We start from the raw sequence: 12767 nt of genomic DNA on the forward strand, positions 1-12767 counted from the left end.
GGGGGAGCATCCCCGCATGATCCTCTCGCTCCCGGTCCTCATCGGCCTGATCGGCATCGCGCTGCTGTTCGATTTCCTCAACGGCCTGCACGACGCTGCGAACTCGATCGCGACAGTCGTCTCGACGCGCGTGCTCAAACCCCAATATGCCGTGCTCTGGGCGGCGTTCTTCAACTTCATCGCCTTCGCCGTCTTCGGCCTCCACGTCGCGCAGACCGTCGGCACCGGCATCGTCCATGCGCAGGTGATCGACGCGCAGGTAATCTTCGCCGCGCTGATCGGCGCGATCGCGTGGAACGTCATCACCTGGGTGCTCGGCATCCCCTCGAGCAGCAGCCATGCGCTGATCGGCGGGCTGCTCGGCGCGGGCGTCGCCAAGATCGGCTTCGGCGCGATCGTCTGGAGCGGCGTGATCAAGACCGTCAGCGCGATCTTCGTCTCGCCCGCGGTCGGGCTGCTGCTCGCGCTGCTGCTCGTCCTGCTCGTCGCCTGGACCAGCCTCAAGCTCACCCCGCTCGGCGTCGACAAGCGCTTCCGCAAGCTCCAGCTGATCTCCGCCGCGCTCTATTCGCTCGGCCACGGCGGCAACGACGCGCAGAAGACGATGGGGATCATCGCGGTGCTGCTCTATTCGCAGGGGCTGCTCGGCGGCGAGTTCCACGTGCCCTTCTGGGTCGTGCTGTCCTGCCAGGCGGCGATGGCGCTCGGCACGCTGTCGGGCGGCTGGCGGATCGTCCACACCATGGGGTCGAAGATCACCCGGCTGACCCCCGCGCAGGGCTTCTGCGCGGAGACCGGCGGCGCGATCACGCTGTTCGCGGCGACCTTCTGGGGCGTGCCGGTCTCGTCGACGCACACGATCACCGGCGCGATCGTCGGCGTCGGCGCCGCGCGCCGCCTGTCCGCGGTGCGCTGGAACGTCGCCAGCAACATCATCATCGCCTGGACGGTGACGCTGCCCGCCGCCGCCGCGATCGGTGCGGCGACCTATTGGCTGACCGGGCTGTTTATCTGATAAATGCAGACGCTTACGGTCTGTTAAGCATGATCGGAGGGCAATTGCGCAACCGCTGATGCGGTACGCTTGCGGGATGTTCTCGCGCTCTCCCGCCATTCCCCTCCGCGATCATCCCGACGCCACGAGCCTCATCCTGTTCGGGCTCGTCGAAAGCGACGAGGATGCGTGGAGCGCCGCGCAGCATGTCCGCCTCGCCAAGGTCGGCGCGGTCTGGCCGGTCGCGCTGATCGCGCATCTGGTCGCCGCGGCGATCGTCTTCGGCGTCTCGCTGGCGGCACGGCCGGCGCTGATCGCGGCGGTGGCGGTGCATGCGGGGGTGATCGCCCTGCTGTCCGGCGCGGCCTTTGCAACGGTGCGCAGCAAGACGCTGCGCGAATGGCCGATCCATCGCCGCAATGCGGTGCTCGCGACCTGCGCCGCCGGGCTGTCCGCCGCGCTCCTGTCCTTGCTCTGGGTCACCGTCGAGCTGCCGGGCGGGCCGATCGAGCTCGCCGGGCTGGTTGCGATCGTCGGTGCGATCAGCGTGACCGCGATCACGCTTTACGCCGTGCGCGCCGCGACCCTGGGGTTCGGCATCGGCCTGGCGCTGATGCTGACCTTGCTGTCGGGCGTGGGGATCGCGCCGGTCGTTGCGATCGCCGCCTTTGCCGGCTTTGCCGCGGTCGCCTACCGGATGGCGCGGATCGACTATGCGCTCGCGCTCGATCATGCGGACCAGTCGAGCGAGGGCCGGCTCGCGATGAAGCTGATGGCGGAGTTCGAGAATTACGGCCCCGGCTGGTTCTGGGAAGCCGACCGGCGCGGCCGCATCACCTATATCTCGCCCAAGATGGCGCACGCGCTCCCGCCACCGTCGGATCCGGAGGAGGGGTGCGACCCATCGTCCGGGCTGGTCGGCTGCATCCTCACCGACCTGTTCCGCATGGACAGCGAGGCGCCCGGCACCGAACGCACGCTCGCCTTCCATTTGTCGTCGCGCACCTCCTTCTCGGACTATTCGGTCTGCGCCGCCGCCGACCCCGCGCCCGAGCGCTGGTGGTCGATGTCGGGCCGCCCGGTGATCGACGAGATCGGCCGCTTCCAGGGCTTTATCGGCACCGGCTTCGACCTCACCGAAAAGCGCAAGGCCGATGCCGAGATCAACCGCCTCGCGCTGTTCGACGGGCTGACCGGGCTCGCCAACCGCCAGCGGATGCGGCTCTCGCTTGACAAGACGCTCGCGCAGCAGGCCGGGCCCTACCGCCCGACCGCGCTCTTCCTGATGGATCTCGACCGGTTCAAGGCGGTCAACGACACGCTCGGCCACCAGGCGGGCGACCTGCTGCTCAAGCAGGTCGCGCAGCGGCTCACGCGCGTGGTCGGTGACGCAGGGCTCGTCGGCCGGCTCGGCGGCGACGAGTTCCAGGTCGTGCTCCCCGGTGTCGACAACCGCGACACGCTCAGCACCCTGTCGCGCGAGCTCATCCTCGCGCTGTCGCAACCCTATTTCATCAGCGGCGCGTCGGTCTCGATCGGCTGTTCGATCGGCATCGCGATCACCCCGCAGCACGGCAAGGATTCGGAGACGCTGATCCGCAACGCCGATCTCGCGCTCTATGCGGCCAAGGCCGATGGCCGCGGCGTCCACCGCTTCTATTCGGACGACATGCTGGCGGGGGCGAAATCGCGCAAGCAGCTCGAGGACGATCTGCGCATCGCGGTGACCGAGGGCGCGTTCCACCTCTGCTACCAGCCCGTCGTCAGCACGAAATCGACGCGGATCGTCGGCTATGAGGCGCTGATCCGCTGGAACCACCCGACGCGCGGCCCCGTGTCGCCCGCCGACTTCATTCCGATCGCCGAGGAATGCGGGCTGATCGAGGCGATCGGCACCTGGGTCCTGCGCACCGCGTGCAACGCCGCCGCGCGCTGGCCCGCCGACGTCCGCGTCGCGGTCAACGTCTCGCCGATCCAGTTCGCCAATCCCGCACTGCCAGCCCTCGTCACCAGCGCGCTCGCCCAGTCCGGGCTGCCCGCCAACCGGCTCGAACTCGAGATTACCGAGGGCGTCTTCCTCGACGAGAGCGCGTCCTCGGACCAGATGTTCAAGGCGCTGAAAGGGATCGGCGTCCGGCTCGCGCTCGACGATTTCGGCACCGGCTATTCGTCGCTCGGCTACTTACGCACCGCGCCGTTCGACAAGATCAAGATCGACCAGTCGTTCGTGAAGGGCGCGGCCGAACCGGGCAATCGCAACGCCGCGATCATCAAGGCGATCGTCATGCTCGCCGACACGCTCGGCATGGAGACGACGGCGGAAGGCGTCGAGCTTCAGGACGAGATCGCGCTCGTCCGCGATCTCGGCTGCAGCCATATCCAGGGCTATGTCTATGGCCGCCCGGTCCTCAACGAAGTGGTGATGGAACAGCTTTCCACCGCCGCGGGGGTGGCGACCGCCGCCGGGTTCAAGACCAGCCGCGCGCCGCGCGTGCGGATGCTGCGCTCCGCACGGCTGCTGGTCGAGGATACGCTCGTCGATGTCCGCGTCCGCGACATCTCGACCAGCGGCGCGATGGTCGAGGGGCTGATGGTCCGCGGCGATCCGACCCGCGCCGGCGTCTCGATCGAGCTCGTCGATGGGCAGATGATCGGCGCGCAGATTCGCTGGCTGCGCGATGGCCGCGCCGGGCTCGCCTTCGACCATCCGGTCGATATCGAACGGCTCGGCCCCCCGCCGCTGGTCCGCGGGATGCGCCGCGCGGGCTGACCGCGGGCGCGCGCGGCTCGCTCGAAAATATTTCGAAAGGCGCGAAATCCGCTTGCGTATCGCGAACCCGGCGCAGATCCACGCGTCGCGCCGCCGCCGCCGCGTCGGGATACCCCCATCGACCCCGGGCAGGGCCGCAACGGGCCAACTAGCGGCTTGCACCCGCTGCGGGATTGGCACAGTATCTGGGGGCTACTTACAGCGGCAGGCCCTATCTCTGGTAGAACATGGTGCGCCCCTCGGGCTGCCACCCTGGTTGTCGACAGGCGTGACCACGCGCTGCCGATCAGTTTTTGTTCTGCTTTTGATCTGCCCGATGATAGCATGGGATATGCTCCCGATTCGAACGATTACAGAATTTTAGGAGCGGTCTTTTGGATTTCAGAGACAGCAGCCGGGATAGCGACATGACGACCGACACCATCGAACAGACCCTCGACACGCCCGCAGCAGAGGCCCCCAAGGCGCCGCGTCAGGCGCAGGACAGCCATTCCGTGCGCGCGCAGATTTACCCGGTCGAGGTCGATCACAGCCGCGACGCGCTGCTGACCGAATTCGGCAAGGAGACGCTGAAGGACCGCTATCTGCTCCCGGGCGAGAGCTATCAGGATCTGTTCGTCCGCGTCGCGTCTGCGTACGCCGATGACGCCGGCCACGCGCAGCGCCTCTACGACGCGATCTCGAAGCTCTGGTTCATGCCCGCCACCCCCGTTCTCTCGAACGGCGGCACCGGTCGCGGCCTGCCGATCTCCTGCTATCTCAACTCGGTCCCCGACAGCCTCGGCGGCATCGTCGACACCTGGAACGAGAATGTCTGGCTCGCCTCGCGCGGCGGCGGCATCGGCACCTATTGGGGCAATGTCCGCGGCATCGGCGAGCCGGTCGGCCTCAACGGCAAGACCAGCGGCATCATCCCGTTCGTCCGCGTCATGGATTCGCTCACCCTCGCCATCTCGCAGGGCTCGCTGCGCCGTGGCTCGGCCGCCGTCTATCTCGACGTCTCGCATCCCGAGATCGAGGAATTCCTCGAGATCCGCAAACCCTCGGGCGATTTCAACCGCAAGGCGCTGAACCTCCACCACGGCGTGCTGATCACCGACGCCTTCATGGAGGCGGTGCGCAACGGCGAGGAATGGCACCTCCGCTCGCCGAAGGATCAGGCGATCCGCGCCACGGTCGACGCGCGCTCGCTGTTCCAGAAGCTCGTCGAGACGCGTCTCCAGACCGGCGAGCCCTACATCGTCTTTGCCGATCACGTGAACAAGGCGATGCCCAAGCATCACCGCGAGCTCGGCCTCAAGGTCTCGACCTCGAACCTGTGCTCGGAAATCACGCTGCCGACCGGCAAGGATCACCTCGGCAACGAGCGGACCGCGGTCTGCTGCCTGTCGTCGCTGAACCTCGAAACCTGGGATCAGTGGAAGGACGAGAAGGGCCTGATCGAGGACGTCATGCGCTTCCTCGACAACGTGCTGCAGGACTATATCGACCGCCATGAGCCCGGCATGGAACGCGCCGCCTATTCGGCGGGCCGCGAGCGTTCGGTCGGCCTTGGCGTCATGGGCTTCCACAGCTTCCTTCAAGCACGTGGCATCCCGTTCGAAGGCGCGATGGCCAAGTCGTGGAACCTGCGGATGTTCAAGCACATCAACGCGCAGGCCAACGAAGCCTCGATGCAGCTCGCGATCGAGCGCGGGCCCTGCCCCGACGCCGCCGATGTCGGCGCGATGGAGCGGTTCAGCTGCAAGATGGCGATTGCGCCGACCGCGTCGATCAGCATCATCTGCGGCGGCACGTCGGCGTGCATCGAGCCGATCCCGGCGAACATCTACACGCACAAGACGCTCTCGGGCAGCTTCTCGATCAAGAACCCGTATCTCGAGAAGATGCTCGCCGAAAAGTCGAAGAACTCGGACGCGGTGTGGAATTCGATCCTCGAACAGGGCGGTTCGGTCCAGCATCTCGACTTCCTCTCGACCGAGGAAAAGGACTGCTACAAGACCAGCTTCGAGATCGACCAGCGCTGGCTGCTTGAACTCGCCGCGGACCGCACGCCGTACATCGACCAGGCGCAGTCGCTGAACCTGTTCATCCCCGCGGACGTCGAGAAGTGGGATCTGCTGATGCTCCACTTCCGCGCCTGGGAGCTCGGCATCAAGTCGCTCTACTATCTCCGCTCCAAGTCGGTGCAGCGCGCCGGCTTTGCGGGCGGGGTCGAGGCGGACAACACCATCGACCTGCGTCAAATCGACGTCGAGTCGAAGGATTATGACGAGTGCCTCGCCTGCCAGTAAGCCCCCGACCCATCACCGTGGCGGGCCCGCCCGCCGCCTGATCGAACAGCCTGTCGCGCCGCTAGCGCGACAGGCTTTTTCGTGCGCGCGCGGGCTAGGTCCAAAGCGGGCCGGTCTGCGGCTTGTCGCCCCCGTGCGCGCGGCCTAGCCCGGTCACCGGGACAGCGCGCTGGGGGGCGTCGATGGGGACAAGGCTCGCGACGCGTCTGGCGATCATGCTGCTGGCCCTCACGCCAGCGCCACCCGCCGCCGCCCGCCAGAAAAGCGCGCAGAAGACCGGCTTCACCCTGCCCGCCGGCAGCGGCAGGACCATCCTCCTGATCCGCCCGAGCATCCGCGTCGGCGCGCGCTCGACCGGCGGGATGTTCGAACCCAATGGCGACTGGACCGACCAGGCCCGCCGCAACATCGAAACCGCACTCGCCGCGCAGCAACAGGCGCTCGGCAACCGCGTGATCCCCGCGCCCGTAGCGGACGGCGATGCGGCACGGCTGGTGGCGGACTATGCCGCGCTGTTCGCCGCGGTCTCGCAATCGGTGATCCGCTATCAGTTCTTCGCCGGCGACCGCCTGCCGACCAAGAAGCTGGCGACGCAGGCCGGACGGTTCGACTGGACGCTCGGGCCCGGCATCGCGCGGCTGCCCGGCGCGAGCGACGCCGATTACGCGCTCTTCCTCAGCACCAGCGACGCCTATGGCTCGACCGGGCGCAAGCTGCTGCAGATCGTCGCGATGCTCGGGCCGGGCATCCCGCTCCGCGCTGGCGAACATGCGGGCTATGCCGGGCTGGTCGATCTGCGGACGGGCGACCTGCTCTGGCTCAACGCCGACCGCGCGATGGGCGGCGACCTGCGCACCCCCGAAGGCGCCGCCCGCCGCGTCCAGCAACTGCTCGCCGATTTCCCCGGCAGCACTCCCGCCCCCCGATGACCGTCACCGCGCTCGCCCTCGCCCTGCTTGCGGCCACCGCCCCCGCCCCGCCCCCCTATGCCGGCGCCTATCAACCGGTCGGCGTCGACGAGATCGGCGCCTGGGCCGAGGCGGACGAGGATGAGCGCCAGCTCGCGCTGTCGCCGTTGCTGATCCGCGACGCCGCGCTCGACGCCTATGTCCGCCGCGCGCTCTGCGACACGGTCGGCGCGGCGCGCTGCGCCGGCGTGCGCGTCTATGTCCTGCGCGTGCCTTTGTTCAACGCGAGCATGGCGGCGAACGGGACGATGCGCGTGTTCAGCGGGCTGCTGCTCCGCGCCCGCAGCGAGGCGGAGCTCGGCGCGGTGCTCGGGCATGAATTCGGCCATTTCGAACGCCGCCACACGCTTGCGCAGTTCCGGGCGCAGCGTACCGGCTCCGACCTGCTCGGCTGGGGCGCGGTGCTCGCCGCAATGGTCCCCGATGCCGATCTGCGCCGCCGCTTCGCCACGCTCGGCCGATCGGTCTACGGCGCACTCTACCGCTTCTCGCGCGATCAGGAACGCGAGGCCGACCGGCTCGGGATCGGCTATCTCAACGCCAGCCGCCTCCGCCCCCAGGCCGCCGCGCAGCTGTGGCAGAGCGCGATCGCCGAGGCCGGGGCCTCCGCGGTCGCGCGCGGCGCGCACCGCCCGCGGCTCGACCGCATCGGCTTCTACGCCTCGCATCCGCCCGAGGCCGAACGCGCCGCCACGCTGACCGCGCTCGCTTTGCCCGACGCGGCGGACCGCGACGACGGCGCCGACCGCCATGCCGACGCGCTCGCGCCCTGGCTGCCGCTGTTCCTCGACGACCAGATCAAGCTCAACGACTTCGGCGCCAGCGCCTATCTGATCGCCGCCTGCGCCGCGCGCGGCTGGACCGCAGCACTCTGGCGCGCACGCGGCGACCTGTACCGCGCCCGCGGCAACCCGCGCGACCTTGTCAACGCCGCGAACTTCTATGCGCAGGCCACCGCGCTCGACCCTAGCCTCGCCGCCGCACAGCGCGGGCTGGGGCTGGCGCTGGTCCGGACCGGTCGCCTCGCGGAGGGACAGGCCGCACTACGCCGCTATCTCGCGCTCGACCCCGCCGCCGGCGATGCGACCATGATCGCGGCCCTGATCGCCGCCCCGGAGGACCGCTGATGCGCTACCCGCTGCTCCCCGCCCTCCTCATGCTCCTGCCCGCACCCGCCGACGCCAACGCCTATCGCGCGCAGGGCAAGCCCGTCCGCGTCGCCCGGACGATGACCGTCACCCCGCCGCGCGACTGGAACCAGCTCTCCGCCCGACCGGGCCGCAAGGCCGAGGTCTGGACGCTCGACGGTGAGCGGCTCAACGCGGTCACCTGGTTCGGCGGGATCGCACCCGGCGAGCCGCTGCTGCGCGAACCCCGGCGCCGCAGGACGCTCCCCCGGTACAGCGACGCGATGCTGCTCGCCGAAATCCCCGAACTGCTCGAATCGACCTATCGCAGCGCGGGCGGGATTGCGGATTTCAGGCTCACCACCGCGGCGCCCGACCCGTTTCTCGGCCATGCCGGGATCCGCTTCGGCTATGCCTATGTCGACGCCGACGACCTGCCCCGCCGGGGCGAGGCACGCGCGGCGATCGTCGCGGGGCTGCTCTACATCGTCACCTTCGACGCGCCGCGCACCGACTATTTCGACCGGCTGCTCGGCGACGTCCACCGCCTCACCGACAGCGCCGCGCTCTAGAATGCGCCCGCCACAAGCGGCCGGTCCGCCTCCATCACCGCATGCAGCGCGCGCGCGAGCTCCGCCATCGAATAGGGTTTGTGCAACAGCGCAAAGCCCTGCGCGCCGTCCTTCGAGATCACGTCGCTATACCCGCTGGTCAGCAGCACGCGCATCGCGGGAAAGTCCCGGCGGACATATTGCGCCAGCGCGACGCCGTTCATCCCCGGCATCACCACGTCGGAGAACATCACGTCGAACGCGTCCACCTCCCGCGCCAGGATCGCCAGCGCCTCCTCGGCATCGCGCGCGAACACGATCGCGTGCCCCAGATCGGCGAGCGCGGACATCGCGAAGTCGCCGACCGCGGCATTGTCCTCGACCACCAGGATCCGCAGCGACGGCCCGTCGCCGCGCGCCTCCGCCGCGATGCCGACCCCCGCCGGCACGCCGGTCGGGTCATGCGGCAGATACAGCGTGAAGGTCGCACCCGCGCCGGGCGTGCTCTCGACGATCACCTCGCCGCCCGACTGCTTCACGAAGCCGAACACCTGCGACAGCCCCAGCCCCGTGCCATGGCCGATCGCCTTCGACGTGAAGAACGGCTCGAAGATATGCTCGATATGCGCCGGATCGATCCCGCTGCCCGTGTCGCGCACGCCGATCGTCACGAAATCCCCGTCGCGCGCGACATGGCCGCGCACCGCCGGGATCCGCGCCGCGCGTCCGACCACGATCCGCAGCGCGCCGCGCCCCGCCATCGCATCGCGCGCATTGACCGCCAGATTGACGATCGCGGTCTCGAGCTGGCTCGCATCCGCATGCGTCAGGCACGGCGTGTCGGGCAGGCTCAGCGCGATGTCGATGAACGATCCCGACAGCGTCGCCAGCATGTCGGTCATCCCGCTGACGACGGCGCGGACGTCGAGCACCTCGGGGGTCAGCGACGATCGCCGGGCAAAGGCGAGCAGCTGGTTGGTCAGCTTGGTCGCGCGGTCGGCGGTATCGGCGATTGCGGTGATATAGCGGTCGCGCCGATCCGCGCTCAGGTCGGGACGCCGCAACAGGTCGGTCGATCCGCGGATCACCGTCAGCAGATTGTTGAAATCATGCGCGATACCCCCGGTCAGCTGGCCCAGCGTCTCCATCTTCTGCGCCTGGCGCAGCGCCTCGTGCGCCTGGGTCAGCTCCGCGGTCCGCTCTGCCACGCGCTGTTCGAGCGTGTCGTTGACCTCCTGCACCGCCTTGAACAATTGCGCATTGTCGATCGCGATCGCCGCCTGCGCCGCGACGCCGACCAGCAGCCGCTCGTGCCGCTCGCCAAAGCGGCCGGGCTCGGAATGGCCGAACAACAACCCGCCCAGCACCACCCCGGTGCGCGACGTGACCGGCACCGACAGATAGCTGCGCACCGGCAGATGCCCGCGCGGCATCCCGTAATGCGGCGCGCTCTTGCCGTAGCGCGGGTCGGTGCGGATGTCGTCCGAGCGGATCACGCCCTCGTTGCGGAAGGTCGGCCCGAACACCGCGGTCGCGCGCGGCCGCCCGAGCTTCTCGAACGCCGCCCGCTCCGCCCCGGCCAGCGTGAACAGGTGCAGCCGCTCGCCGGTCTCGTCCATCAAATTGTGGAAATAGGCCCCGAACTCCGCCCCGGTCAGCTTGACCCCCGCATCGGTGACCATCTGGATCAGCGGCTCGAGTTCCAGCTCCGCGACCAGCGCCGCACCGGTGACGTTCAGCGTCTCGAGGCTGTGCGTCTCCCAGCGCAGGCTGCGCTCGGCGAGCACCGCGTCGGTCGTCTCGATCACCACCGCCAGCACGCCCGCGGGCACCCCGTCCGCATCGAGCACGGGCGAGTAATTGAGGTCGAGGAACACCGTCTCGGCCTCGCCGTGGCGGTACAGCGTCAGCTCCTGCCGCGCATAGCTCCGCGTCTTGCCGGCCATCCCGGCGCGCACCACGCCGTCGTTGAACGCCGCCGCCTCCGTCCAGGCCTCGCGCACCGGCATGCCGAGAATCGCGGGATGCTTGTCCTGCGCGATCGTCGCATAGCGCGCATTGTAGAGCAGGATCCCCTCCTCGCCCCACAGCAGCGCCATCGGCACCGGCGCGCGCAACAGGATCGACACCACGGTTCGCAGATGCGGCGGCCAGCGCTCGATCGGGCCGAGCGGGGTCGCCGACCAGTCGAACGCAGCGATCAGCACCGCGAGCGGTCCGTCGCCCAGGAATCCATGCCGCTCAGTCACGCTGCCCCACCTTGCCCCCACCCCGGGTCCGAAATCCTGCGTCCCTGATCACCCTACACGCACGGGCCTTAACCCCATCCTATACACCGCACCGCCACCGCGAAACGCTGCAATGTCCGTCACCTGCGCTACTGCGCCGACTCCGCCGACAGTGCGTCGCCGATCCGCGCCGCGACCTCGCCGATGCGATAGGGCTTCTTCAGCACCGTCTCCGCCGCCAATTCGTCGCCGAACGTCGCGACATCGGCATAGCCGCTCGCGAACAAGAGCGGCATGGCGGGCGCGACCGCACGGATCCGCCGCGCCAGGTCGACGCCCGACATGCCCGGCATCACCACGTCGGTCAGCACCAGGTCGAACGACGCGCGCCCGAATTCGGTCAGCGCCTCGGTCCCGCTCGCCGCCGCGACCACCTGATAGCCGATCTCCTCGATCATCTGCGCCGCGACCCCGCGGACGTCATTGTCGTCGTCGACCACCAGGATCCGCTGCCGCGACCCGGTCGCCTGGGCCAGCCGCTCGATCGCGACCGGATCGGCGACCTCGGTCGTCCGCGGCAGGTACAAGGTGATCACCGTCCCCTCATTCTCCGCGCTGACGATCCGGACCGTGCCGCCCGACTGGCGGGCAAAGCCGTACACCTGCGCGAGCCCCAGGCCCGTGCCCTTACCCTGCCCCTTGGTGGTGAAGAACGGCTCGAACGCGCGCGCGAGCACGGCGGGCGTCATCCCCGCACCGGTATCGGCGACCTCGATCGAAACATAAGCGCCCGGGTTCAGCTCGGCGGTCAGCGCGTCGGGCACCGCGGCCAGGTTGCGCGTCGCGATCCGCACCACCCCGCCCGACGGCATCGCGTCGCGCGCGTTGATCGCCAGGTTGAGCAGCACGACCTCGAGCTGCGTCGGATCGACCATCGCCCGCCAGACATCGTCCGCCAGGTCGAGCTCGACCGTCACCGCCGCACCGATCGACCGCGCGAGCAGGTCCGCCATCGACGCGACGACCTGGTTGGGCTCGACCGGCACCGGCGACAGATGCTGGCGCCGCGAAAAGGACAGGAGCTGCGCGGTCAGCGTCGCGCCGCGCTCGCCCGCCTGCAACGCCATGCTCGCCAGCCGCCGGATCTTCTCGTCGTCGGTCCGCCGCAGCAACAGGTCGAGCGAGCCGATCACTGCGGTCAGCAGATTGTTGAAATCATGCGCGATGCCCCCGGTCAGCTGGCCGATCGCCTCCATCTTCTGCGCCTGGACCAGCCGCGCCTCGGCGCGCTCGCGCTCGGCGATCTCCGCGGTCAGCCGGTCGTTCGCCGCCGCCAGTTCGCGCGTCCGCGCCTCGACCTTCGCCTCCAGCGTGTCGGCCAGATCGCGCAGCTCGGCGCGCGCCTTTTCGCGGTCCTCGAAATGCCGCGCCGCCAGCCGCTGGCGTTGCCGCGCGCGCAGCGCCGCCCGCGCCGCACTGACCAGCGACGCAGGATGCAGCGGGCGTTCGAGCAGCGTGACATTGGCGACCGCCTCGACCTCGCGCGCGCCGCGCCGCGGTTCGCCGCGCTTGCTCAGTAGGATGAACGGAAAGTCGGACCAGGGCGCCTGCGCCGCGATCGCCGCGAGCAGCCGCTCCTGGTCGAGCCGCGACAGCGCATCGTCGGTCAGGATCGCGCCGGCATGCGTGCCCCCCGCGATCGCCGCGAACAGCGCGGTCCCGTCGGCATCCGCCACCGCGGCGATATCGGCAGAGCGCAGCACCTGCGCGGTCACATCGGCGTCGCGGCCGGTCGGCGCGACCACCAGAAAATCGTCGGTCATCATCGCCGGTCG

8 protein-coding genes are annotated in these 12767 nt (G+C 69.4%); 6 read left to right on the plus strand and 2 right to left on the minus strand.

Annotated elements, in window-relative coordinates; all coding sequences use genetic code 11:
- Positions 1-16 precede the first annotated feature (16 nt).
- From NEF64_RS16335 to NEF64_RS16360, 6 genes are all read left to right on the plus strand, one after another.
- The gene (locus tag NEF64_RS16335) at positions 17-1015 is read left to right on the plus strand and encodes an inorganic phosphate transporter (protein ID WP_031394897.1); all 999 of its coding nucleotides are present in this window, start codon (positions 17-19) and stop codon (positions 1013-1015) included.
- Between the two features lie 76 nt (positions 1016-1091).
- Positions 1092-3764: an EAL domain-containing protein gene (locus tag NEF64_RS16340; protein ID WP_056409104.1), complete on the plus strand. Its 2673-nt coding sequence runs from the start codon at positions 1092-1094 to the stop codon at positions 3762-3764.
- A 407-nt stretch (positions 3765-4171) separates the two neighbouring features.
- Positions 4172-6058, plus strand: coding sequence for a ribonucleoside-diphosphate reductase subunit alpha (locus NEF64_RS16345; RefSeq protein ID WP_409349135.1), 1887 nt, complete (start codon positions 4172-4174; stop codon positions 6056-6058).
- Between the two features lie 182 nt (positions 6059-6240).
- A complete protein-coding gene (locus NEF64_RS16350; RefSeq protein ID WP_056409102.1) occupies positions 6241-6987 on the plus strand; it encodes a hypothetical protein in 747 nt (248 codons plus the stop codon).
- Positions 6984-8153, plus strand: coding sequence for a M48 family metallopeptidase (locus NEF64_RS16355; protein ID WP_252574144.1), 1170 nt, complete (start codon positions 6984-6986; stop codon positions 8151-8153). Before NEF64_RS16350 ends, NEF64_RS16355 begins: the two co-directional genes overlap by 4 nt.
- Positions 8153-8725 (plus strand): hypothetical protein, encoded by a 573-nt coding sequence (locus NEF64_RS16360; RefSeq protein WP_056409100.1) that lies wholly within the window; start codon positions 8153-8155, stop codon positions 8723-8725. The genes NEF64_RS16355 and NEF64_RS16360 overlap by 1 nt, the downstream gene beginning before the upstream one ends.
- Here NEF64_RS16360 and NEF64_RS16365 read toward each other — a convergent pair.
- Both NEF64_RS16365 and NEF64_RS16370 read right to left on the minus strand, forming a co-directional pair.
- The gene (locus NEF64_RS16365) at positions 8722-10953 is read right to left on the minus strand and encodes a hybrid sensor histidine kinase/response regulator (protein ID WP_056409098.1); all 2232 of its coding nucleotides are present in this window, start codon (positions 10951-10953) and stop codon (positions 8722-8724) included. The genes NEF64_RS16360 and NEF64_RS16365 overlap by 4 nt on opposite strands.
- Before the next feature lie 128 nt (positions 10954-11081).
- Entirely contained in the window at positions 11082-12755 is a 1674-nt protein-coding gene (locus NEF64_RS16370) for a response regulator (RefSeq protein WP_156360473.1), read from the minus strand.
- Between the last annotated feature and the right edge of the window lie 12 nt (positions 12756-12767).

The organism is Sphingomonas aerolata, assembly GCF_023935825.1.
Taxonomy (GTDB): Bacteria; Pseudomonadota; Alphaproteobacteria; order Sphingomonadales; family Sphingomonadaceae; genus Sphingomonas; species Sphingomonas aerolata.